The 23,345-nt window shown below is 72.5% G+C and carries 23 protein-coding genes; 12 read left to right on the forward strand and 11 right to left on the reverse strand.

Features of this window, described 5'->3' with window-relative positions:
* The first annotated feature begins 52 nt into the window (after positions 1 to 52).
* From A8713_RS19605 to A8713_RS19635, 7 genes are all read left to right on the forward strand, one after another.
* Complete coding sequence (locus tag A8713_RS19605) at positions 53 to 1,081, forward strand: BMP family lipoprotein (protein ID WP_064534872.1); 1,029 nt, start codon at positions 53 to 55, stop codon at positions 1,079 to 1,081.
* A gap of 294 nt (positions 1,082 to 1,375) precedes the next feature.
* Positions 1,376 to 2,422 carry a BMP family lipoprotein gene (locus A8713_RS19610; RefSeq protein WP_064534874.1) on the forward strand — a complete coding sequence of 349 codons (1,047 nt, stop codon included), beginning with the start codon at positions 1,376 to 1,378 and terminating at the stop codon, positions 2,420 to 2,422.
* 240 nt (positions 2,423 to 2,662) lie between these two features.
* Positions 2,663 to 4,318, forward strand: coding sequence for an ABC transporter ATP-binding protein (locus A8713_RS19615; RefSeq protein ID WP_064534876.1), 1,656 nt, complete (start codon positions 2,663 to 2,665; stop codon positions 4,316 to 4,318).
* Complete coding sequence (locus A8713_RS19620) at positions 4,315 to 5,445, forward strand: ABC transporter permease (protein WP_064534878.1); 1,131 nt, start codon at positions 4,315 to 4,317, stop codon at positions 5,443 to 5,445. Before A8713_RS19615 ends, A8713_RS19620 begins: the two co-directional genes overlap by 4 nt.
* Positions 5,442 to 6,704: an ABC transporter permease gene (locus A8713_RS19625; RefSeq protein ID WP_064534880.1), complete on the forward strand. Its 1,263-nt coding sequence runs from the start codon at positions 5,442 to 5,444 to the stop codon at positions 6,702 to 6,704. Before A8713_RS19620 ends, A8713_RS19625 begins: the two co-directional genes overlap by 4 nt.
* On the forward strand, positions 6,701 to 7,105 hold the full coding sequence (locus A8713_RS19630; RefSeq protein ID WP_018565039.1) for a cytidine deaminase: 405 nt from the start codon (positions 6,701 to 6,703) through the stop codon (positions 7,103 to 7,105). The genes A8713_RS19625 and A8713_RS19630 overlap by 4 nt, the downstream gene beginning before the upstream one ends.
* A 122-nt stretch (positions 7,106 to 7,227) precedes the next feature.
* Positions 7,228 to 8,511: a thymidine phosphorylase gene (locus tag A8713_RS19635; RefSeq protein ID WP_064534882.1), complete on the forward strand. Its 1,284-nt coding sequence runs from the start codon at positions 7,228 to 7,230 to the stop codon at positions 8,509 to 8,511.
* A gap of 125 nt (positions 8,512 to 8,636) precedes the next feature.
* On the opposite strand, the gene A8713_RS19640 is transcribed toward A8713_RS19635, so the two are convergent.
* Entirely contained in the window at positions 8,637 to 9,557 is a 921-nt protein-coding gene (locus A8713_RS19640) for an AEC family transporter (RefSeq protein ID WP_064534884.1), read from the reverse strand.
* Between the two features lie 126 nt (positions 9,558 to 9,683).
* Complete coding sequence (locus A8713_RS19645; protein WP_159393109.1) at positions 9,684 to 10,412, reverse strand: hypothetical protein; 729 nt, start codon at positions 10,410 to 10,412, stop codon at positions 9,684 to 9,686.
* A 159-nt stretch (positions 10,413 to 10,571) separates the two neighbouring features.
* Between A8713_RS19645 and A8713_RS32445 the strand changes: the two genes are divergently transcribed.
* Positions 10,572 to 10,961: an STAS domain-containing protein gene (locus A8713_RS32445; protein WP_159393145.1), complete on the forward strand. Its 390-nt coding sequence runs from the start codon at positions 10,572 to 10,574 to the stop codon at positions 10,959 to 10,961.
* Here the strand turns inward: A8713_RS32445 and A8713_RS19650 are convergent.
* Together A8713_RS19650 and A8713_RS19655 are read right to left on the reverse strand one after the other, a co-directional pair.
* Positions 10,845 to 11,861 (reverse strand): sigma-70 family RNA polymerase sigma factor, encoded by a 1,017-nt coding sequence (locus A8713_RS19650; RefSeq protein ID WP_064534888.1) that lies wholly within the window; start codon positions 11,859 to 11,861, stop codon positions 10,845 to 10,847. The genes A8713_RS32445 and A8713_RS19650 overlap by 117 nt on opposite strands.
* Before the next feature lie 159 nt (positions 11,862 to 12,020).
* Entirely contained in the window at positions 12,021 to 13,340 is a 1,320-nt protein-coding gene (locus tag A8713_RS19655; protein ID WP_064534890.1) for an MFS transporter, read from the reverse strand.
* A 62-nt stretch (positions 13,341 to 13,402) separates the two neighbouring features.
* Here A8713_RS19655 and A8713_RS19660 point away from each other — a divergent pair, with 62 nt between their 5' ends.
* A complete protein-coding gene (locus A8713_RS19660) occupies positions 13,403 to 14,377 on the forward strand; it encodes a LysR family transcriptional regulator (protein WP_173860874.1) in 975 nt (324 codons plus the stop codon).
* A gap of 272 nt (positions 14,378 to 14,649) precedes the next feature.
* On the opposite strand, the gene A8713_RS19665 is transcribed toward A8713_RS19660, so the two are convergent.
* Positions 14,650 to 15,414 carry an alpha/beta hydrolase gene (locus A8713_RS19665; RefSeq protein ID WP_079159048.1) on the reverse strand — a complete coding sequence of 255 codons (765 nt, stop codon included), beginning with the start codon at positions 15,412 to 15,414 and terminating at the stop codon, positions 14,650 to 14,652.
* 146 nt (positions 15,415 to 15,560) lie between these two features.
* Between A8713_RS19665 and A8713_RS19670 the strand changes: the two genes are divergently transcribed.
* Both A8713_RS19670 and A8713_RS19675 read left to right on the forward strand, forming a co-directional pair.
* Complete coding sequence (locus tag A8713_RS19670; RefSeq protein ID WP_064534894.1) at positions 15,561 to 16,724, forward strand: adenosine deaminase; 1,164 nt, start codon at positions 15,561 to 15,563, stop codon at positions 16,722 to 16,724.
* A gap of 138 nt (positions 16,725 to 16,862) precedes the next feature.
* Positions 16,863 to 17,216, forward strand: a complete 354-nt coding sequence (locus A8713_RS19675) for a hypothetical protein (protein WP_018565048.1) — start codon at positions 16,863 to 16,865, stop codon at positions 17,214 to 17,216.
* A 148-nt stretch (positions 17,217 to 17,364) separates the two neighbouring features.
* On the opposite strand, the gene A8713_RS19680 is transcribed toward A8713_RS19675, so the two are convergent.
* The 5 genes from A8713_RS19680 to afsQ1 form a co-directional block, all read right to left on the reverse strand.
* Positions 17,365 to 17,568 (reverse strand): PspC domain-containing protein, encoded by a 204-nt coding sequence (locus A8713_RS19680; RefSeq protein ID WP_064534896.1) that lies wholly within the window; start codon positions 17,566 to 17,568, stop codon positions 17,365 to 17,367.
* 90 nt (positions 17,569 to 17,658) lie between these two features.
* Positions 17,659 to 18,210 (reverse strand): VanZ family protein, encoded by a 552-nt coding sequence (locus tag A8713_RS19685; protein ID WP_064534898.1) that lies wholly within the window; start codon positions 18,208 to 18,210, stop codon positions 17,659 to 17,661.
* A 184-nt stretch (positions 18,211 to 18,394) separates the two neighbouring features.
* Entirely contained in the window at positions 18,395 to 18,982 is a 588-nt protein-coding gene (locus A8713_RS19690; RefSeq protein WP_064537599.1) for a hypothetical protein, read from the reverse strand.
* Positions 18,983 to 19,116: 134 nt separating this feature from the next.
* Positions 19,117 to 20,790: a sensor histidine kinase gene (locus A8713_RS19695; RefSeq protein ID WP_064534900.1), complete on the reverse strand. Its 1,674-nt coding sequence runs from the start codon at positions 20,788 to 20,790 to the stop codon at positions 19,117 to 19,119.
* Positions 20,787 to 21,464 carry a two-component system response regulator AfsQ1 gene (gene afsQ1 / locus A8713_RS19700; RefSeq protein WP_158679181.1) on the reverse strand — a complete coding sequence of 226 codons (678 nt, stop codon included), beginning with the start codon at positions 21,462 to 21,464 and terminating at the stop codon, positions 20,787 to 20,789. Before afsQ1 ends, A8713_RS19695 begins: the two co-directional genes overlap by 4 nt.
* A 193-nt stretch (positions 21,465 to 21,657) precedes the next feature.
* On the opposite strand from afsQ1, the gene A8713_RS19705 reads away from it, so the two are divergent.
* Complete coding sequence (locus A8713_RS19705) at positions 21,658 to 22,395, forward strand: SigE family RNA polymerase sigma factor (RefSeq protein WP_064534901.1); 738 nt, start codon at positions 21,658 to 21,660, stop codon at positions 22,393 to 22,395.
* A 223-nt stretch (positions 22,396 to 22,618) separates the two neighbouring features.
* Here A8713_RS19705 and A8713_RS19710 read toward each other — a convergent pair whose 3' ends face one another.
* The gene (locus tag A8713_RS19710; protein WP_064534902.1) at positions 22,619 to 23,221 is read right to left on the reverse strand and encodes a uridine kinase family protein; all 603 of its coding nucleotides are present in this window, start codon (positions 23,219 to 23,221) and stop codon (positions 22,619 to 22,621) included.
* Positions 23,222 to 23,345: the final 124 nt, after the last annotated feature.

Consider the following 23,345-nt stretch of genomic DNA (forward strand, 5'->3'; position numbering starts at 1 on the left):
GGTGCTTGCTGTGCGTACGAACTCCCGGAGGACCGGTTTCTCCCAGGCCGCGGTGGCTGTCGCGGTCGTCGCGCTCTTGGCCGCGGGCTGCGGCAAGTCCAGCACCGACCCGGGGGGCGGCTCCGCCGCGTCCGGCGCGTACTCGGGCAAGGGCATCGGCCTGGCGTACGACATCGGCGGCAAGGGCGACCAGTCCTTCAACGACGCCGCCTTCGCGGGCTTCGAGAAGGCGGAGAAGGAGTTCAGGATCGGCGGCCGGGACATCGAGCCGCAGGACGGCGAGTCCACCGCCGACAAGGTGCAGCGCCTGGAGCAGCTCGCCAAGGCCGGCTACAACCCGATCGTCGGTGTCGGCTTCGTCTACGCGCCGGCCGTCAAGGAGGTCGCCGCCAAGTACCCGAAGATCACCTTCGGCATCGTCGACGACGACACCGTCAAGGCGTCCAACGTCGCCGACCTGCTCTTCCACGAGGAGCAGGGCTCCTATCTCGCCGGGGTGGCCGCGGCGAAGGCGACCAAGAAGAACCACATCGGCTTCATCGGCGGTGTCGACATCCCCCTGATCCACAAGTTCGAGGCAGGCTTCGAGCAGGGCGCCCGGTCCGTGAACCCGAAGATCAAGGTCGAGTCGCAGTATCTGACGCAGACCGCGCAGGAGGGCGGCTTCGCCAGTCCGGACAAGGGCAAGGACGCGGCCAACGGCCAGATCGAGGCCGGCGCCGACGTCGTGTACGCCGCCGCGGGCCTGTCCGGACAGGGCGTCATCCAGTCCGCCGCCGCGCACAGGGTGTGGGCGATCGGGGTCGACTCCGACCAGTACAAGCAGTCGGCGCTCGCGCAGTACAAGGACTGGATCCTCGGCTCGGCGCTGAAGAACGTCGGCGGCGCGGTGTACGACCTGACCAAGTCCGTCGTCGAGGGCAAACCGCGCACCGGCGAGGTGCGCGGCGACCTGAAGTCGGGCGCCGTGGGCTTCGCCGACTCCAACCCGAAGTACCAGGCCATGAAGGACGTCGTCGCCGCCGTCGACAAGGCGAAGCAGGACATCGTCGACGGCAAGGTCACCGTCCGCGTGGAGTAGCAGGCGGAGGTGGAGGTGGAGGTGGAGCAGGACGTGGAGTGGTCCGGACGGGCGGGGGGACGCGGGACCTGCCGGGCCGCTCCGCGGTCCCTGTCCGGCCGCTTCCGCGCCCGCGTCCCTCGCCTTGCGCGAGGGGCGCGGCGCTGTCCGTGAGGGCGGCCGCGGCGGCGGCCTCCGTGCGGCCACAGGTCGGTAACGGAGGGGACAGAAGGGGTTTTCCGTCTGGTCTACGCGCGTTACGCTGCGGCGGAACCAGCGCCTGGTTTGGGCGCTTGCACAAAGGAGTCTCCTTCCATGCGCCGGGTGTCCCGTATCGCGGTTGCGGGCGTTGCAACCGCAGCTCTCGCTGTCACCGTCTCCGCCTGTGGCAGTTCGTCCAGCAAGTCCTCGGGCGGCGAGGGCAAGAACCTCGGCCTCGCCCTGGCCTACGACGTCGGCGGCAAGGGCGACCAGTCCTTCAACGACGCCGCGACGGCGGGCCTTGAGCGCGCCGACAAGGAGTTCGGCTACAAGAGCACGGCCGTCGAGCCGCAGGACGGCGAGTCCGACGCGGACAAGGTCCAGCGCCTGGAGACCCTGGCCAAGCAGGGCTACAACCCGGTGATCGGGGTCGGCTTCGCCTACGCGCCGGCCGTCAAGGAGGTCGCCGCGAAGTACCCGAAGGTCACCTTCGGCATCGTCGACGACGAGCAGATCAAGGCGTCCAACGTGGTGGACATGGTCTTCCACGAGGAGCAGGCGTCCTACCTCGCCGGTGTCGCCGCCGCCAAGACCACCAAGTCGAACACCGTCGGCTTCGTCGGCGGCGTGGACGTCCCGCTCATCCACAAGTTCGAGGCGGGCTTCAAGCAGGGCGTCGAGGACACCAAGAAGGGCGTCAAGGTCAAGTCGCAGTACCTGACCGAGACGGCCGCCGAGGGCGGCTTCGCCAGCCCCGACAAGGGCGAGAACGCCGCCAACGGCCAGATCGACGCCGGTGCCGACGTCGTCTACGCCGCCGCGGGCCTGTCCGGTCAGGGCGTGATCAAGGCCGCCGCCGCGCACAAGATCTGGGCGATCGGCGTCGACTCCGACCAGTACAAGCAGGACGCGCTGGCCAAGTACAAGGACTCGATCCTCACCTCGGCCATGAAGGACGTCCAGGGCGCGGTGTACAACCTGGCCAAGTCCGTCAAGGACGGCAAGCCGCAGAGCGGTGAGGTGCGCGCCAGCCTGGCCACCGGCGGTGTGAGCCTGGCCGACTCCAACCCCGTCTTCAAGAACAACGCCGACCTCCAGGCCGCGCTGAAGAAGGCCGAGGACGGCATCAAGAGCGGCGCCATCAAGGTCAAGACCTCCTGACCCGGTCGTGACCGGCCTGGAACCTTCCCGGGCATGGTCAGGGCGACGCTGCGATGGCAGCGTGGCAGCGTCACAGCCAGGGAACGGGGTGCGGGAGGCATGACAGGTCTCCGCACCCCGTTCGCGCGGCAGAATGCTCGGAAAAGATCGGGACGGAAAAAAATCCGATCGATTCAGGGCACTACGTAAAGCAGGGGCGCTACGCGCGTAGAGCGGCCCCTTTCCTGAGGAGAGTGCGCCATCGACGCGTCCAGCAGCCCTCCGCTCACCGCTCAGCCGACAGCCGCGGTCGAGCTCGCGGGCATCACCAAGCGGTTCCCCGGAGTCGTCGCCAACCACGACATCCGCCTCACGGTCCGCCGCGGCACCGTCCACGCCCTCGTCGGCGAGAACGGCGCCGGCAAGTCGACCCTGATGAAGATCCTCTACGGCATGCAGAAGCCGGACGAGGGCACCATCACCGTCGACGGCGAACAGGTGGCCTTCGGCAGCCCCGCCGACGCCATCGCCCGCGGCATCGGCATGGTCCACCAGCACTTCATGCTGGCCGACAACCTGACCGTCCTGGAGAACGTGGTCCTCGGCAGCGAGAAGCTGCACGGCATCGGCGGCGCCGCCCGCAGGAAGATCAAGGAGATCTCCGACCGGTACGGCCTCGGCGTGCGTCCCGACGCCCTCGTCGAGGACCTCGGCGTCGCCGACCGCCAGCGGGTGGAGATCCTCAAGGTCCTCTACCGCGGCGCCAAGACCCTCATCCTCGACGAGCCGACCGCCGTGCTGGTCCCGCAGGAGGTCGACGCGCTCTTCGACAACCTGCGCGAACTGAAGTCCGAGGGCCTCTCCGTCATCTTCATCTCCCACAAGCTGGGCGAGGTCCTCTCGGTCGCCGACGACATCACCGTCATCCGGCGCGGCACCACGGTCGGCACCGCCGTCCCCGCCGAGACCACCCCGCGCCAGCTCGCCGAGATGATGGTCGGCAGCGAACTGCCGACGCCGGAGACCGCCGAGTCGACGGTCACCGACCGCCCGGTACTTGAGGTGCATGGCCTCACCGTCATCGACAAGGGCGCCATCAAGCTCAACAAGATGACGCCCGCCGGCATGCTGATGGACGAGGTGAAGCGCGGCACGGTACGCCTCGCTCTGGACGACATCACCTTCACCATCCACGCCGGCGAGGTCCTCGGCCTCGCGGGCGTCGAGGGCAACGGCCAGACCGAGCTGATCGAGGCCCTCATCGGCCTCAAGCACGCCGACTCCGGCTCGATCAGCCTGCTCGGCGAGGACATCACCCCCTGGCCCACCCGCAGGCGCCGCGAGTCCGGCGTCGGCTACATCCCCGAGGACCGCCACCGCCACGGCCTCCTCCTGGAAGCCCCGCTGTGGGAGAACCGCATCCTCGGGCACGTCACCGAGCGCCCCAACGCCAAGGGCTTCTGGCTCGACCCCAAGGGCGCCCAGGCCGACACCCGCCGGATCGTCGAGGAGTACGACGTCCGCACCCCCGGCATCGACGTCACCGCCGCCTCCCTGTCCGGCGGCAACCAGCAGAAGCTGATCGTCGGCCGCGAGATGAGCCACGCCCCGAAGTTCCTCATCGCCGCCCATCCCACCCGGGGCGTGGACGTCGGTGCCCAGGCGCAGATCTGGGACCAGATCCGCGAGGCCCGCCGCGAGGGCCTGGCCGTGCTGCTGATCTCCGCCGACCTGGACGAGCTGATCGGCCTGTCCGACACCCTGCGGGTGATCTACAACGGCAGGTTCGTCGCCGACGCCGACCCGGCCACCATCACCCCGGAGGAACTGGGCTCGGCCATGACGGGTGCCGCCGCAGGCCACCTGGAATCCGCAGAGACCACCGACGACGCCGGTCCGGAGGACGAGGCCCGATGAAGAAGTTCGACAAGGAGCGGGTGCTCCTCGCGGTGGCCGGCCCGGTCATCGCGCTCGTCGCGGCGATCGTACTGACCTCGGTCGTGCTGATCGCCTCGGGCAAGAACCCGATCGAGCCGTACACGCTGATGCTTCAGCAGGCCGGGTACTCCGACGTCCAGGTGCTGATCCTGAACCAGGCGTCCATGTACTACCTGGCCGCGCTCGCGGTCGCCGTCGGCTTCCGCATGAACCTGTTCAACATCGGCGTCGACGGCCAGTACCGGCTCGCCGCGATGGTGACCGCCGTGGTCGGCGCCCACCTCGCCCTGCCGTCCTTCCTCCAGATCCCCGTGCTGCTCCTCGTGGGCATGCTCACCGGCGCCTTCTGGGCCGGCATCGCGGGCGTCCTGAAGGTCACCCGGGGCGTGAGCGAGGTCGTCGCGACGATCATGCTCAACTCCATCGCCACCAGCCTCATCGGCTACCTCACCCTGAACAGCGTGTGGGGCGTGCAGGTCGGCAACAACTCGACCACCGGCACCATGAAGGACTCCGGCTGGGTCCCCGGCATCGACCTCGGCTCGGACGTCGGCGAGATCTACGGCCTGGTCTTCCTCGCCATCGCCATGGGCGTCGTCTACTGGGTCGTCCTCAACCGCACCCGCTTCGGCTTCGACCTGCGCGCCACCGGCGAGTCCGAGTCCGCCGCCGCGGCCTCCGGCGTCGACGCCAAGAAGATGGTTCTCACCGCCATGCTGATCTCCGGCGCGGTCGCGGGCCTCTCCGGCCTGCCGCTGCTGCTCGGCGACGCCCACACCTACAGCCTGAGCTTCCCCACCGGTCTCGGCTTCACCGGCATCACCATCGCCCTGCTCGGCCGCAACAACCCGGTCGGCATCGCCGTCGCCGCGCTGCTGATCGCCTTCCTCGACAAGGCGTCCCCCGCCCTCGACTACGCCACCCCGGTGGCGTACGAGAAGGAGATCGCCACGATCATGCAGGGCCTGATCGTCTTCGCGGTCGTCATCTCCTACGAGGCCGTGCGCCAGTGGGGTCTGCGCCGCCAGCAGAAGCAGGTCGGCCTGGAACTCGCCGTGGCCGCCGCCCAGAACAACTCCGAGAAGAAGGAGGTGGCGGCCCGATGACCACCGCGACCATCGCCAAGCCGCAGGCGAAGCAGCCCGGCCGGGGCAGCCGCCGGTTCTCCCTGCCGGTGCTCCTGCTGATCATCGCGGGCGTCCTGGTCCTGACCTCCGTCGTCCGCCTGATCACCGGCGCCGACGGCATCACCTCCACCGGGCAGATGTCCACCGCGCTGCGCCTGGCCGTGCCGATCGGCCTCGCCGGGCTCGGCGGTCTGTGGGCCGAGCGGGCGGGCGTCGTCAACATCGGCCTCGAAGGCATGATGATCCTCGGCACCTGGTTCGGCGCCTGGGCCGGCTACCAGTGGGGCCCGTGGACCGGTGTCCTGTTCGGCATCGTCGGCGGCTGCCTCGGCGCGATCCTGCACGCCGTCGCCACGGTGACGTTCAACGTCAACCACATCGTCTCCGGTGTGGCCATCAACATCCTGGCCCTCGGCACCACCCGCTATCTGTCGAAGTTCACCTTCGAGGGCGTCCCGCAGGGCTCCTCCAAGCAGTCCCCGCCGATCGACTCGCTGGGCACCTTCGACATCCCCGGCCTGTCGGGCTGGCTGGACACCCTCAACGAGAAGCACTGGTTCCTGGTCTCCGACGTGGCCGGCCTCATCGGCGGCCTGATCACCGACCTGTCGCCGCTCACCGTCGTCGCCGTGGCCCTCGTCCCGCTGTCCTGGTGGGTGCTGTGGCGCACCGCCTTCGGGCTGCGGCTGCGCTCCTGCGGCGAGAACCCGGTGGCCGCCGAGTCCCTCGGCGTCAACGTCTACAAGTACAAGTACCTGGCCGTGATCATCTCCGGCGGCTTCGCCGGCCTCGGCGGTGCCTTCCTGTCCATCGTCGCCTCGAACGTCTACCTCGACGGCCAGACCGCGGGCCGCGGCTACATCGGCCTCGCGGCCATGATCTTCGGCAACTGGATGCCGGGCGGCCTCGCCCTCGGCGCCGGGCTCTTCGGCTACACCGACAGCCTGAACCTGCGCGGCGGCACCACCAACGTGCACGCGCTGATCCTGCTGCTGGCGATCCTGCTGGTGTGCGGGGTGGCGTACCTGGTGTGGCGCAGGAAGCTCGTCCCGGCCGTCATCACCGCCGTGATCTCGGCGCTGATGTTCGTCTGGTACGCCGGCACCAGCGACGTACCCAAGCAGGTCGTCACCGCCACCCCGTACATCGTCACCCTGCTGGTGCTGTCGCTGTCCGCGCAGCACCTGCGGATGCCGAAGGCGGACGGACTGCCGTACCGGAAGGGGCAGGGCAAGTGACACAGAGCGCGCCGACCGTCGACTGGGCGGCCCTGCGCGAGGCGGCGCGGGCGGCGATGAGCCGGGCCTACGCCCCCTACTCGGGCTACCCGGTCGGCGTGGCCGCCCTGGTCGACGACGGCCGCACCGTCACCGGCTGCAATGTCGAGAACGCCTCCTACGGCATCGGACTGTGCGCCGAGTGCGGTCTGGTCTCGCAGCTCCAGAACAGCGGCGGCGGCCGGCTGACCCACTTCACCTGCGTGGACGGCAAGGGCGACATCCTCGTGCCGTGCGGGCGCTGCCGCCAGCTGCTGTACGAGTTCGGCGGGCCGGACCTGCTGCTGGAGACCCCGGCCGGGATCCTGCCGCTGGAGCGGATGCTGCCGCAGGCCTTCGGGCCGGAGCACCTCGCCAAGTGACCCGGGTGCGGCCCCTCGGCGCCCGGCGCGGTCCAGCCCCCTGCGGGTGAGCCCGGCGCGGCGCGGAGGGGCCGCACCCGTTCGAACAAGACCTTCGCACCCCGGAAGGAAGCGAAACAACCATGGCCATGGACGCCATCTCCGTCATCCGCACCAAGCGGGACCGCGGCGGACTCAGCGACGAGCAGATCGACTGGGTCATCGACGCGTACACCCGCGGGGAGGTCGCCGACGAGCAGATGTCCGCGCTCGCCATGGCCATCCTGCTCAACGGCATGGACCGGCGGGAGATCGCCCGCTGGACCGCCGCGATGATCGCCTCCGGCGAGCGCATGGACTTCTCCTCGCTGTCGCGGCCCACCGCCGACAAGCACTCCACCGGCGGCGTCGGCGACAAGATCACCCTGCCGCTGGCCCCGCTCGTGGCCGCCTGCGGCGCGGCCGTCCCGCAGCTGTCCGGGCGCGGCCTCGGCCACACCGGCGGCACCCTGGACAAGCTGGAGTCCATCCCCGGCTGGCGCGCCCTGCTGTCCAACGAGGAGATGCTGTCCGTGCTGGACGGCGTCGGCGCGGTGATCTGCGCGGCGGGCGACGGCCTCGCCCCCGCCGACAAGAAGCTCTACGCCCTGCGGGACGTCACCGGCACGGTCGAGGCGATCCCGCTGATCGCCTCCTCCATCATGTCCAAGAAGATCGCCGAGGGCACCGGCTCGCTGGTCCTGGACGTCAAGGTCGGCTCCGGCGCCTTCATGAAGACCGTCGAGGACGCCCGCGAACTGGCCTCCACCATGGTCGGCCTGGGCACCGACCACGGGGTGAAGACGGTCGCGCTGCTCACCGACATGTCCACCCCGCTCGGCCTGACCGCGGGCAACGCCCTGGAGGTCCGCGAGTCCGTCGAGGTGCTGGCCGGCGGCGGCCCCGCCGACGTCGTCGAACTGACCCTGGCCCTGGCCCGGGAGATGCTGGACGCGGCCGGCCTGAAGGACGCCGACCCGGCCAAGGCGCTGGCCGACGGCTCCGCCATGGACGTGTGGCGCCGCATGATCGCCGCGCAGGGCGGCGACCCGGACGCCGCGCTGCCCACCTCCCGGGAGCAGCACGTCGTCACGGCCCCCTCCTCCGGTGTCCTCACCCGCCTGGACGCCTACGCCGTCGGTGTCGCCGCCTGGCGCCTCGGCGCCGGCCGCGCCCGCAAGGAGGACCCGGTGCAGGCGGCGGCGGGCGTCGAACTGCACGCCAAGCCCGGTGACCCGGTCACCGCGGGCCAGCCTCTGCTGACCCTGCACACCGACACCCCGGACCGCTTCGCGTACGCCTTGGAGGCCGTGGCCGGCTCCTACGACGTCGCCCCGGCGGGCACGGACTTCAGCGCCTCGCCGGTGGTCCTGGAGCGCATCGCCTGACCCGCGGCCCGCGGACTGCGGTGTGCAGCCCGCGTACGCGGACGGACGGGACCGGTGCAGCGTCACCGGTCCCGTCCGGCGTACGGGGCCTGGATCCCGGTGTCCGGTACGGGACTGAGGCGCCGTCAGCCCAGCAGTGCCGCCACCGCCACCAGGACCGGTACCGACAGCACCGTCGAGAGCAGGATCGACTCGCGGGCCAGGTCCTCGCCGACGCCGTACCGGCTCGCGTAGGTGAAGAGGTTCTGCGCGGCGGGCAGCGCCGAGGTCACCACCACGTCCAGCAGCGCGGCGCCGTGCAGTCCGAAGACGCCCGCCGCCAGCGCCCAGGCGGCCACCGGCTGGCACACGGCCTTCAACGCCACCGACAGCAGCACCGGCCGGCGGTCGAGCCCCCGGCCGGGCGCGGCGCTGCCGCGCAGCGCGATGCCGTACGCGAGCAGGACGGCCGGGACGGACATGTTGGCGATCAGGGTCAGCGGCTCCAGCACCGGGCCGGGAAGCGACAGCCCCGTCCCCGAGACCAGGACGCCGCCGAGCGCGCCCACCGCGATCGGATTGCGCAGCGGAGTGAGCAGCCGCCGCCACAGCGGCCCCTTGTCGCCCGCGCCGGTCAGGTCGAGCACCGTCAGCGCGACCGGGGTGACGACGATCTGCTGGAACAGCAGCACCGGCGCCACCAGGGAGGCGTCACCGAGGACGTACGCGGCGATCGGGATGCCCAGGTTCCCGGAGTTGACGTAACTGGAGCAGAGCGCGCCGATGGTGGTGCGGCCCACGCCCCAGCGGCGCACGGCACCGGCCGCGACGAACACCCCCGCTGCCGCCGCCGTGCTCAGCGCCGTCACCAGCAGCCGGCTGGAGAACACCACGGACAGATCGGCGCGGGCCAGCGTGGTGAACAGCAGGGCCGGGGTCGCCACCTGGAAGGCAAGCCGGGTCAGCACCTCGCGGCCCTGCTCACCGAGCGAGCCGCGCCGGCCCAGGACGTACCCCACACCGATGACCACGGCGATGACCGCGAAACCGGTCAGCACCCCTTGCACACGGCCCCCTCGGCGGTCGGCGGTCCTGCGGGTGTCGGGGGCGGCGGGGGTCCGTGGCGCATGCCGCCCACCCTCCGGCGGGGGAGGGCGGGCGGTCAATGTGATCTCCGCCCGGTCGCCGGCGGATCAGCGGCGCAGGCCGTCCGGCAGCCGCTGCGGCGGGAGTTCGGGGTTCCCGTCCGCGCCGATCGGGGTGTTCTCCGGGTAGCGGGCGCACTTTGCGGCGGCGGACACGGCGAGCCGGTCGCCGGGGAGGGCCCTGGCGTACAGGGTCGCGCCGCCGCCGGGCGGTACCGCCCGCAGGGTGGTCCTCTGGTCGGCGGTCGCGTTCTCGGTGATGTCCCAGCCCTGCCGCCGCAGTTCGGCGGCTGCCCGCCGCAGCGCCGACTGCCCCGCGGAGTCGGGGACGTTCTTCAGCGTCCACCGGCTGCTCACGGTGACCACGCCGGGCATGTTCGGCGGCGCGTCGTTGAACTGGTCCGCCAGGTGGCTCAGACCGGTGTAGGGGCAGTCGGTCTCGGCCTGGTGGCGCGGGCTGCTCGTGGGCTGGTCGTCCAGCTCGGCGTCCGGCAGGGCGAGGGCCGCGTAGACCTCCTGGGCGCGGGCGTCCAGCCGGTCGGCGGTGACGGCCGGGTCGGCGACCGGATAGGCGTCGCCGTCCCACCACTGCCGCGCCGTCAGCCCCGCGCCGAGGCTGAGCACGGTGGCGAGCGCCGTCAGCCCCACGGCCACCGTCACCCGGGTACGGCGCGAGCCGGCCGGACGCGGACCGGCCGCACGCGGACCGGAGGTGGCCGCGCCGGGCGGTACGGGCGGCACGGGCTGGGCGGACGGGGCAAGCGGACCTCGTGTCATGGGCAGCATGCTGCCGGGCGACGGCGGGCCGGACATGGGCGCGCGTACTCACACCGCGTACTCAAAGGGCGTACTCAAGGAGGCGCGGGGTGCTCCCCGGGCGGGCGCGGGACCGGAACACGCCGGGCCGCGCCGAGAGGTTCGGGCCGAGCCGTGCCGATGAGTTCAGGCCGTCGCGGCTGTCTACCGCACGTGGATGCCAGGACACCCGCCGTGCTCGTGCTGACCGGCCCCGTCACGCGTGACGAGGTGGCCGGGCTCTGCGCCGCCGTACGTTCGCTGCTGGAAGCGGGAGGGCCGCCCGGGGTCGTCGTCTGTGACGTCGGCGGGCTGGGACCGCCGGGCCTGTGGGCCGTGGACCTGCTGGCGCGGCTCCAGCTGGCCGCCCGCCGGTCCGGCGGGCGGATCCGGCTGCGCGATCCCGACCCCGCGCTACCCCTGCTGCTCGACCTGGTCGGCCTCGCCTTCGAGACGGAGGGGCAGCCCGAACAGCGGGAACCACCGCTGGGTGTCCAGGAAGCAGTGGAACCCGGTGATCCGGCCCGCTGAGACCTCCAGCACCTGCACCGCCCACGGCGCGTAGCCGCCCTTCTCCGGGTCCGGCTTGTACTGGGCGAAGGCGGGCAGGCCGTTGGCCCGCACCGGCACCAGCCGGGAGTTCGCGCAGGCCGCGCCCATCGTCGACATGAAGCCGGTGATGTCGGACGGGCCGGTCAGCCACAGGTCGAACGGCGGCATCGTCATGACCGCGTCCTCGTGCAGCAGCGCGGTCAGCGCCGTCATGTCGTACCCCTCGAACGCCTTCACATAGCGCTCCAGGAGCTTCTGCTGTTCCTCGTCCAGCGGGTCGGACACCTCGGCGCCCGCGCCGCTCTCCTCCCGCTCGGCGAGGGTGGCGCGGGCCCGCTGGAGGGCGCTGTTGACCGAGGCGACCGTGGTGCCGAGCAGCTCGGCGACCTCGCTCGCCCGCCAGGCCAGCACCTCGCGCAGGATCAGCACGGCCCGCTGCTTGGGCGGCAGCCGCTGGAGCGCGGCCATGAAGGCGAGCCGCACGGACTCCTTGGCGACGGCCGCCTCCGCCGGGTCCCCGGCCGTGGGCAGCACCCGGCCGTCCGGCACCGGCTCCAGCCACACATGGTCCGGGCGGGGGGCCAGGGCCGCCTGCGCCAGCGGTGTCGACTCGGTCAGGTCCATCGGTCTGGCCCGCTTGCCGCCCGCCGTCAGCATGTCCAGGCACACGTTCGTCGCGATCCGGTACAGCCAGGAACGCAGGCTGGAGCGGCCCTCGAACCGGTCGTGGCTGCGCCAGGCGCGCACCAGGGTGTCCTGGACCGCGTCCTCCGCCTCGAAGGACGAGCCGAGCATGCGGTAGCAGTAACCGGTCAGCTCGACGCGGTGCTTCTCCAGCTGTGTCGCGAGGTCCGCCGTCGCCGCCGTGCCGTCGCCCATCGTCGTCCACCCACCCCTGTGGCCGTACCGTCCGAGTGCGTCGTCGCACCCGACACCCCGGAAGCTACCGCAGCCCACTGACAACGGCCCCCGGAGCCGGTAAACCGGCAGGTCAGGAGGGTCAGGAGGGCAGGGTGAGGGAGCCGGTGCCGGTCCGGCTCAGGCCACCGCCGCCTCGCGCCGTGCCGTGCGCCGGGCCGCGCGCGAGCCGAGTGCCGTGATCGCCACGACCCCCGCCACGGCCAGCAGGCCGACGCCGACCGTGCCGTCCCAGCCCTGGCCGTGGAAGGCCGTCGCACCGACCGTGCTGCCCACGCTGGAGCCGATGTAGTACGCGGACTGGTACAGGGCGGACGCCTGGGCGCGGCCGTGCGACGCGGTCCTGCTGACCGCCGAGGAGGCCACCGCGTGCCCGGCGAAGAAGCCCGCGGTGATCAGGACCAGGCCCAGCAGCACGGACACCAGCGAGTCCGGCACGGACAGCAGCAGGCCCGCCGCCGTCGTGGCGCCCGCCAGGTACAGGGCGCCCCGGCGGCCCAGCCGCCCCACCAGACGGCCGGCCGTCGACGCCGACACCGTGCCCACCAGGTACACCAGGAAGATCGAGCCGACGATGCCCTGCGGGAGCGAGAAGGGCGCCTCGGTCAGGCGGTAGCCGATCACCGTGTAGACGCCGCCGAACACCGTCATGAACAGCGCGCCGATCGCGTACAGGCGGCGCAGCAGCGGGTCGGAGAGGTGGTCGCGGACCGTGCCGGCCAGCACCCGCGGGCGCAGCGAGCCCGGTGTGAAGTGGCGCGGCGCCGGCAGCAGCAGGCGGAAGGCCACCGCGCACGCCACCGCGATCAGGCCGACCAGCCCGACCGCGACCCGCCAGCCCCACTCCTGGGCGACCCAGCCGGTGATGACCCGGCCGCTCATCCCGCCGACGCTGTTGCCCGCCACGAACAGGCCGATCGCCGTGACCAGCGCCTTGGGCCGGACCTCCTCGGCGAGATACGCCTGCGCGGAGGCGGGCACCCCGGCCAGCGCGGCGCCCTGGAGGGCCCGCAGCACCACCAGCGCGCCCAGCGACGGGGCGAAGGGCACCAGCAGGCCGACGGCCACCGCGACCACCAGCGACGCCGTCATCACCGTACGCCGTCCGAAACGCTCCGAGAGCGCGCTCATCGGCAGGACGAACAGGGCCAGGCCGCCGGTCGCCGCCGCCACCGTCCAGCTCGCCTCGCTCGCCGCGACCCCGAACTCGCCGGAGATCAGCGGCAGCAGCGCCTGCGTGGAGTACAGCAGGGCGAAGGTGGCGACCCCGGCGAGGAAGAGGGCGAGGCTCATCCGGCGGTAGCCGGGACCGCCGGGCGCCATCCGGGAATCGGCGGAGGAGACGGACGAGGCCGGAGAGATGGACGAGGCCGGGGAGTCGGAGGAGACGGCGGGGGAGGCGTCCACGGCGGTGGACGCCCCGGTATCGGCGGGAGACATGCTTCGACGGTAGGAAGGGCGCCTTCATCCGTCCAATGCACGGACTCGCCATAATCGTTCCCATGGTGCATCAGCAGAGGTCACAGGGGCGTCTGTCACCGTCCGGTGACACAGAAGTCATGACAGAGCGGACCAGCGAGGAGATCACGCGGCTGCTCGCGCCCCGGCTCGCCCACTTCGCCGGGGTCGCCCGCACCGAACACGTCACCCGCGCCGCGCAGGAGATGCGGGTCCCGCAGTCCACGCTGTCGCGGGCCATGGTCCGGCTGGAACAGGACCTCGGCGTCGACCTGTTCGCCCGGCGCGGCCGCACCGTCTCCCTCACCCCCGCCGGACGCACCTTCCTCGGCTCCGTGGAACGCGCCCTCGCCGAGATCACCCGTGCCGCCGACGAAGTGCGCGCCGACGCCGACCCGGCCACCGGCAAGGTCGCCTTCGGCTTTCTGCACACCATGGGCGCCGAGACCGTGCCCGGCCTCCTCCAGGCGTTCCGCGCCGACCACCCCCGGGTCCGCTTCAGCCTGGTCCAGAACTACGGCGAGGCCATGCTGGAGCGGCTGCGCGCCGGTGAGCTGGACCTCTGCCTCACCTCTCCGGTGCCCGAGGCCCCCGACCTGGTCGCCCGCCGCCTCGACGAGCAGAAGCTGCGCCTGGTCGTCCCGGCCGGGCACCGGCTCGCCGCCCGGCGCCGGATCCGGCTGGCCGAGGCCGCCGAGGAGACCTTCGTGACCCTGGAACCGGGCTACGGCATGCGCCGGATCGCCGACGCGCTGTGCCGGGAGGCCGGGTTCACCCCGCGCATCGCCTTCGAGGGGGAGGAGACGGAGACCCTGCGGGGCCTGGTCGCCGCCGGGCTCGGCGTCGCCCTGCTGCCCCCGCCCGCCGTCCCCAGGCCCGGCGTGGCCGAGCTGACGGTCACCGCTCCGCGCGCGGTCCGCGAGATCGGCGTGGCCTGGCTGGAGGGCCATCCGGACACCCCGCCGGTGGCCGCGTTCAAGAAGTTCCTGCTCTCCCGGCGCGGCAGACTGCTGCCGTGACGGGGGACGGCCCGGTACGGCCCGCCACAAGGGCCGGACCAAGCCCGGACACACGGGCCGGACGAGCACGACCGGCCGCCCCCGCCCGCCCCCGAACCCCGACGGCACACCCCAACCGGGACCCCGGGGGCCGGCTCCCCGGGGTGGACCGCCCTCCGGACCGCCGGAACCGGCCGTCCGTGCGGGGCCTCCGCGACCGGCCACCTGGGCGGGGGTGCCGCGCCCGGTCGCCGGACCGGCCCCCGCGCCCGGCCGGGCGGCGGCGCGACGGTCTACCGCCGCCGCAGCGTCGTGCCGAACCCCGCTGCCAGCGGCATCCGCAGCCCCAGCGGCGGCGGCGCGGCCAGCGCGTCCTGGACCGGCCGGGAGAAACCCCGGTCGAACAGCGCGCCCAGCACGAAGTCGGCGGTGAGCGCGGCGACTTCGCTGCGGTACTGGCGTAACCCGTGCCGGTCGGAGTGGACCTCGAAACGGCACACGTCCCGGTTCGCCTTCTTCGCGCGCTCCGCGAAGCGGAAGGACAGCTCGGGATCGGTGCGTTCGTCGTTGGTGCCGTGCACGATCAGCACCTGGCGCCCGGCCAGCTGCCGGACCGGTTCGGGCGAGGCGGCGACGTCGTCCTCGGGCAGCCAAGGGGCCAGGGCCACCACGGAGTTGACCGCCTCGTGACCGGCCGAGCGCAGCGCCGCCCGGCCGCCCATGTCGAGCCCGGCCAGGCACACCGGCACGTCGCCGTAGCGCCGTACGGTCTCCTCGACGGCCCAGGTGGCGTCCTGCGCGAGATGCGCCTCGCTGCCGTTCCAGCCGCTGTAGCGGTAGTGGACCACATGCGCGGCCAGCCCCTCGGCGCGGCCCGCGCGGGCCAGCCCGCGCCCCAGGGTCCGTACCGAGGCGGCGGCCAGCACCGCGGAGGGTCTGCGCGCGGACGTCTCCCGGCCGGCCGGGAGCAGCAGCACCACCGCGCTCACCGTGGCCGGCTCCGGGCCGAGCGTCCTTCCCAGCCGGGCCGTGCGAACCGGCGTCGCTTGCTGTGCCATGGCAGAACAGTGTCAGAAGGCTCCGTGTACGCGACCCGTCCGTGCGGTCACCGTTACGTATCGGCGGGTTGTGCGGAGGCGCGCGGCGGCCGGGGACGCGGCGCGCGCACGGCGCTTTCTACGCGCGTAGGGCATAGAGTGCGAAAATGACGAGCCAGCCTGCCCGCCCGGGGAACGCGCCGGGCCGTGACCAGATCCGCCGGGCGCCCAAGGTGCTGCTGCACGACCACCTCGACGGCGGGCTGCGGCCCGCGACCGTCGTCGAGCTGGCCCGCGCCACCGGCTACGACCGCCTCCCCACCACCGATCCGGAGAAACTGGGCCTGTGGTTCCGCGAGGCCGCCGACTCCGGGTCGCTGGAACGGTATCTGGAGACCTTCTCCCACACGGTCGGCGTGATGCAGACCCGCGACGCGCTGGTGCGCGTGGCCCGCGAGTGCGCCGAGGACCTCGCCGCCGACGGTGTCGTCTACGCCGAGGTGCGTTACGCCCCCGAGCAGCACCTGGAGGGCGGCCTGGGCCTTGAGGAGGTCGTCGAGGCGGTCAACGAGGGCTTCCGGGAAGGGGAGCGGGCCGCGCTCGCCGCCGGGCGGCGGGTCCGGATCGGCGCGCTGCTCACGGCGATGCGGCACGCGGCGCGCTCGCTGGAGATCGCCGAACTCGCCGACCGGTACCGGGACGCGGGGGTCGTCGGCTTCGACATCGCGGGCGCCGAGGCCGGTCATCCGCCCACCCGGCACCTGGACGCCTTCGAGTTCCTCAAGCGGGCCAACAACCACTTCACCATCCACGCCGGCGAAGCCTTCGGGCTGCCGTCCATCTGGCAGGCGCTCCAGTGGTGCGGCGCCGACCGGCTCGGGCACGGGGTGCGGATCATCGACGACATCGAGGTCCGCGCGGACGGCACGGTCGTGCTCGGCCGGCTGGCCGCGTACGTCCGCGACAAGCGCATCCCGCTGGAGCTGTGCCCCAGCTCCAACCTCCAGACCGGCGCCGCCGCCTCCTACGCGGAGCATCCGATCGGCCTGCTGCGACGGCTGCACTTCCGCGCCACTGTCAACACCGACAACCGCCTGATGTCCCACACCACCCTGAGCCGCGAATTCGAGCACCTTGCCGACGCGTTCGGCTACACGCTCGACGACATGCAGTGGTTCTCCGTCAATGCGATGAAATCAGCGTTCATTCCTTTCGATGAACGTCTGGCCATGATCAACGATGTGATCAAGCCCGGATATGCGGCGCTGAAATCCGAATGGCTGTTCCGGCAGACCGCTTCCACCAGCGGTTCTTCCGCCACGGAAGGATGATGACGCGATATCTGGGGTGACGGCGGGGAGAGTTGTTTTCACCATCCGTCCGCAATTCGATGTTTGCGGTACGGCACTCGCCGTGTTTACGGTCGAGAACCGCTCAGTCCCCCGTCTTCCAGTCAAGGACGCGTTTACATGAAGCAGTCTGCCGTCAAGACCCTCGGTGTCGCCGCCCTCGGTGCCGCGTTCGCCGCGGCGGGCGCCGGCGCCGCGAACGCCGCCCCGGCCGCCCCGGACGCCGGCCAGGCGCTGGGCACCGTCAGCAAGGCGCTCCCCACCGAGAACGTCACCAAGGCGCTGCCGGGGGCCGGTCAGGCGCTCGACCAGGCCAAGCCGACCGTAGCGACGGGCCTCGCCGCCGCCCAGCCGGTGGCCCAGAGCATGCTCGAACACGGCCCGACCGCCCCGGTCGCCGGTCTGCTCGGCGGCCTCCCGGTCAAGGGCCTGCCCACGCACGGCCTCCCGGTCAACGGCCTCCCGCTGGGCTGACCCGGCTCACCCGGCCGACCCGGTCGACCCGGTTGCCCCCCGCCGGTCCGGCCGCACGTCGGTCCGGCCGTACGCCGGATCGGCCAGTACGCCGCCGGGGCGCACCCCCTGCTTCAGGGTGCGCCCCGGCGGCGTACGGCCGCGTCGGCTACCACGCGGTACGGCCCGCCCTGCCCTCGGCGGGCAGCAGGATCCACAGCGCGAGGTAGAGCACGCACTGCGGTCCGGGCAGCAGGCAGGACAGCAGGAAGATCACTCGCATCGTCGTCGCGGAGGTGCCGAAGCGCCGGGCCAGCGCGGCACACACTCCGCCGATCACACGGCCGTGGGTGGGACGGGCAAGGGCGCTCATCTCGATGCCTCCGTGGGCTGTCGGTGCGGGCCCCGGCGGGACCCCTTCATGACCTCCACGCTACGGAGACGAAGGGGATGAAGCGTCGCTCTACGGGGCGATCCCGACCCTGGGAATCGTCGGGGTCCGACCCTGAGCCGTCTCCTCCGCGGGTACGGTCCGCCGCAGCGGCCGAACGGTCCTGCGGCGCAGCCGGGCACGGACCGCCGGGACGACCGCCCCGTGCACGAGGGCCACCCCCGCGGTGTTCAGCAGCATCGTGTCCACGTCCACCACCCGGCCGGGCACCCCCGACTGCAACAGCGCGATCCCCACGGACACCAGCGCGCCCGCCGCGGTCGTCCGCAGCCCGGACGGCAGCGGACGGGAGTCGATCCGGCCGTGCGCCATCGGCAGCAGGACCCCCAGCGGTGCCAGCAGCACCAGCCCCTCGCCGATCCGCCGGACCGCCTGGGCGCCCCCGAGGGCGAGATCGGCGCGGATGGTGGTGAGCGGGCGCAGATTCGCCGGCATCACCCAGGGGACGTCCAGCGGGCGCAGCATCAGCCAGGCGACGAGCGCGAGATGGGCGGCAAGGAGGACACTCCCTGCCACACGGACGCGGAACGCGGCACTGCCGCAGGCGGACCCTTCAAGCTGCACGCCCCCCAAGACGCGGCGCTCCCCACGATCGGTTCCGCCCCCGGCCCCTACCCCGGTGAGTCCCGCGCCACACCCGGACCCGTCCGGCGCGTACGGCGCGTACGGCGGCGGGCGAGGGCGCAACGCGTACGGCCCGGCGCGTACGGAACCGTCCCGCCCCTGCCCCGCCCCGGCCGTACGGCTCTCAGGAGCCCGTGACCTCCGAGGACGGGGGCTTCGTCGTGCCGGGGCGGGAGCGCAGCTCGTCGGTGCACGCGTAGCGGCTCAGGCGGTCGTCGCCGGGACCGCCGAGGACCACCGAGCCGTCGCCCTCGGCCGCCGCCGAGTCGGAGAGCGTGCAGACGATCTGGGCGAGCGCGTACGGATCGAGGCCGCCCGGCGCGGTGCTCAGCCGCAGACTGTCCTCGGGGTCCTTGGGACGCGGCCCGGAGACGGTCAGACCGGCCGGGACGTGCGTGGTGTACCCGGCGGCCTGCTCGGCGGCCGAGGGCGGCGCCGCGAGCTGGCCCAGCAGCCCGCGGGCCACGATCAGCCGCCGCTGCGCGTCCGCCGCGCCCTCCGGCACCGGCACCGAGCGGTCCACCGTCACCAGCGAGGCGCCGCAGAGCAGGAACGTCTGCACCGGCACCCCGCGCGAGGTCTGCGTCACCACGTCCGGCTGGGACAGCGAGCACGGCACCCGCGACGGCGCGCCGCCGAAGTCCGTGGGCACCCCGGTCGGCCGGATCCCGCAGCCGGCCAGCAGCAGGGCCAGCGCGGACAGCGCCAGCAGCGCCCCGCGCGGCCGGCGGCTCCGCCGGCCACGATCGTTCCAGTCGTTCCAGTCGTTCCAGTCGTTCCGGTCGTTCCGGTCGTTCCGGTCGCTTCGGTGTGCGGACGCCCAGCGCCCTCGGGTCCCGCGCGCCCTCACCGGGCACCCCCCTTCGCGTTGCCCGCCGCGCCCGCGCCGTGCCGTCCGTCGCCCTCCGCGCCGTCCCCGGTGAGCGCGGAGGCGTCGCGCGGCAGCCGCAGCGTGAACACCGCACCGCCGTCGGGCGAGTTGGCCGCGGTGATGTCGCCGCCGTGGATGTGCGCGTTGTTCAGCGCGATGGACAGACCGAGACCGCTGCCCTCCGAACGCGGCCGGGACGCGCTGGCCTTGTAGAACCGGTCGAAGACATGCGGCAGTACGTCCTCCGGGATGCCCGGCCCGTGGTCGCGCACCTGGATGACGATCTGCGCGCCCTGTTCCGCCGTGGCGCCCGGCGCGGCGCCCGGCTCCCGCTCCCCGGCGGACTCCGGCGCCCCGGACGGCTCCCCGCCGTCCGACACCCGCACCGACACCCGTACCGGCGAGCCGCCGTGCTTGAGCGCGTTGCCGATCAGATTGGCGAGGATGACGTCCAGCCGCCGCGGGTCGAGCTGCGCGTGGATGCCGCGCTCGGCGTCCAGCTCCACCGCGTCCAGCCAGGCCCGCGCGTCGATGCACGCGGTGATCTGGTCGGCGATGTCGACGTCGTCCAGGACCAGCCGGGCCGTGCCCGCGTCGAAGCGGGTCACCTCCATCAGGTTCTCGACCAGGTCGTTCAGCCGCCGGGTCTCGCTCACCACCAGCCGGACCGCCGGTTCGATCATCGGGTCGATACCGCCGCCCTCGAACTCCAGCTCCTCCTCCAGCACCTCCGTCACGGCGGTGATGGCGGTCAGCGGCGTCCGCAGCTCATGGCTCATGTCCGCGACGAAACGCCGCGACGCCTCGTCCCGGGCGGCCATGTCCGCGACGCGCTTCTCCAGCGCGGCCGCCGCGTTGTTGAACGTACGGGACAGATCGGCGAGTTCGTCCGTGCCGGACACCCGCAGCCGGGTGTCGAGCCGGCCCTCGCCGAGCCGCCGCGCGGCCACCCCGAGCCGGTGCACCGGCTTCAGCACGGTCGTCGCCGCGGCCTGCGCCAGCAGCGCCGCGCCGACCAGTGCCAGCGCGGTGGCGATCCCCAGCGACCAGGCCAGCGAGTTGAGGTCCTTCGCCTCCGGCTCCAGCGACTTGAGCATGTAGCCGGTCGGACCGCCCCCGATCACCTTCGTACCGGCCACCAGATACGGCGTGCCGTGCACGGTGATGCGCTGCCAGTACAGGTGGTAGGGGGACTTGTTCGACGAGGAGAGCGACTGCGCCTTGTCCACCGCCGTGCGCAGCGAGACGGGCACGTCCTCCAGCGAGAAGCCGCTCAGCCCGCCCGAACTGGCGTACATCGTGCGCCCGTCCGTGTCCTGGCCCACCAGCAGCACACTGAACCGCTGGCTGCTGCCCGCCATCTGACCGGCGGTGTGCTGCAACCGGTCCTGGGTGGTGTGCACCGGCAGCGTGCCCGCGCGGTTCTGCATCTCCTGCCGGAAGTCCCGCAGCACCGCGTCCTGCGCGCGGGTCAGCACCGCCTCGCGGTTGAGCCAGTACGCGATCCCCGAGGCCGAGACCGCCGCCGTCAGCGCCACCAGCGCGAACACCACGACCAGCCGCAGCCGCAGACTCGTGAAGCGCCACCGCGACAGCACACCCTTGCGTCCCGCGGTCCAGCCGCCGGACCCCCCTTGCTCCTTCGTCACTGAGGCGCGTCCAGGCGGTAGCCGACGCCACGCACGGTCCGGATCAGCGTCGGCGAGGACGGCACGTCCTCCACCTTGGCCCGCAGCCGCTGCACACAGGCGTCCACCAGCCGCGAGTCACCCAGGTAGTCGTGCTCCCACACCAGCCGCAGCAACTGCTGCCGCGACAGCGCCTGACCGGGCCGCCGGCTCAGCTCCAGCAGCAGCCGCAGCTCGGTCGGGGTCAGCTGGAGGTCCTCGCCGTTCTTCGTCACCGTCATCGCGGCCCGGTCGATGACCAGGCTGCCGAAGGCCGCCGCGTCGTTCGCCTCCCGCTCGCCGCGCCGCAGCACCGCCCGGATCCGGGCGTCGAGCACCCGCCCCTGCACGGGTTTGACGACATAGTCGTCGGCACCGGACTCCAGGCCGACCACCACATCGATGTCATCGCTGCGCGCCGTGAGCAGGATGATCGGCAACTGGTCGGTGCGCCGGATGCGCCGGCACACCTCGAACCCGTCGATGCCGGGCAGCATCACGTCCAGCACGATCAGGTCCGGCCGCTGCTCGCGCAACAGCTTCAGACCGTCCTCACCACTGGCAGCGGTGGCCACCCGGTGACCCTGGCGCGTCAGTGAGAGCTCCAGGGCCGTCCGGATGGCGTCGTCGTCCTCGATCAGCAACAGGGAAGGCACGGGCCTCATTCTGGCCCATGCGGGCCCGGGGTTTCGACACCTGTACGGCTTCGCTCCCCTCCGCGACCGGCCCGGACCCCTGTGACAGGTCTGTGACAGTCGGCGGACACGGCCATGAAGTGCCCCCGGCAGGCTTTTCGACACAGCACGAGAGCGATCCGAACACCAGAGGTCCACCGACGGGAGGCGCGAGATGAACACGCTGCACAGCACCAGCACCAGCGCAGTGGTCACGCGTCTGCACGACGTGACCCGCGGATCGGAGAAGTCCGGTGCCCAGAGCCTGCGGGGGTGTGCTCGCGGCACCGGGCGTCAGCACGCCGCCTATATGACGGTCGTGGACGCACCCACGGGGGAAACACACGGGGGAAGCGCGTACGGGGAGGGCTCGGGGGAGCGCCGCACCCTGTCGGAGGTGGAGTTCACCGCCTACGTCCAGGAGCGCCGCGCCTCCCTGTACGCCACCGCCTACCACCTCACCGGCGACCGCTACGAGGCCGAGGACCTGCTCCAGAGCGCGCTGTTCTCGACCTACCGGGCGTGGGACCGGATCAGTGACAAGGCGGCGGTCGGCGGATACCTGCGCCGCACCATGACCAACCTGCACATCAGCGCCTGGCGGCGCCGCAAGCTCAACGAGTACCCGACCGAGGAACTGCCGGAGACGCCCGGCGACACGGACGCGATGCGCGGCACCGAACTGCGCGCCGTCCTGTGGCAGGCGCTCGCCCGGCTGCCCGAACTCCAGCGCACGATGCTGGTCCTGCGCTACTACGAGGGCCGCACCGATCCGGAGATCGCGGACATCCTCGGCATCAGCGTCGGCACGGTGAAGTCCAGCATCTGGCGCTCGCTGCGCCGGCTGCGCGAGGACGAGGTCCTCAGCTTCGGCCGTGACCACGAGGAGTCCTTCGGCGAACTGGTCGCCTGAGCCGGTCAACCGGAGGTCTGGGGGAGGAACGGGGGAAGCACGGGGGCGGGGAAAAAGGGGACACGGGGGAGCAGGGGAAACGGGGGATAACGGGGATACGGGGGAGACGAGCGGGGCTGGAGGGCCGGGGGGTCCTTCCGGCCCCGCTTTCCGTTTCCGTGTGCGCGCCCGGGGTGCGGCGCCGCGGGGTTGGGCTACGCGGGGTTCGGCTACGCGGGTGCGGCTACGCCGCCGTACGCGTCCGCGCCTGCCGGCCCGCCGCGGCGGCCGCGAGCCGGCTCAGGGCCTCGTCCCGGCCGCAGGCGTGCGCGCCGAGGGAGACCTGGCGGGCGACGATCGCCCGCTCGGTCCGCAGCAGCCGCCAGCCGCGGCGCAGCAGGAACGGCACCGACTTGCGCCCCTCCCTCAGATCCCGCAGGAAACGCCGCCGGAAGGTGGTGACCGGCCCGCGGGCCAGACAGAGCGCGTCGGCCAGCACGCCCCGCTCGCGGCAGCGCTCCACGATCTCCGCCGCGAAGATCCCCTCCGCGACGAACAGCGGCGTCCGCCCGATGTGCAGCGTCTCCTCGCCGGTCCGGGAACTGGACGCGAGGTCGTACACCGGGACCCCGGTGCTGCCCGTCGCGCACAGCCGCACGATCGCCTCCACGGCGACCTCCGCGTCCCACGAGCCGGGATGGTCCCAGTCGATGTCCGAACTCCCCGCCACCAGCGGCAGCGTGGGGTCGTCCCCCTCCTTGTAGAAGTCGTCGAGACGCAGCACAGGCAGCCCGGAACGGGCGGCGACCAGGGACTTGCCCGAACCGGAGGGGCCGCAGAGCAGCACGACGCGGGCGGGTGACGGGGGATGAAGGCTCACGGAACACCAGTTTGACGCATGGTTGCCCGGGTGCCGAGAGCGCGGGTCGGCTTTGGTGCGTGGGATGGGTCTCAACTACCCTGTGCGTTGT

This window comes from Streptomyces sp. SAT1, assembly GCF_001654495.1.
In the GTDB taxonomy this organism is placed as follows: Bacteria; Actinomycetota; Actinomycetes; order Streptomycetales; family Streptomycetaceae; genus Streptomyces; species Streptomyces andamanensis.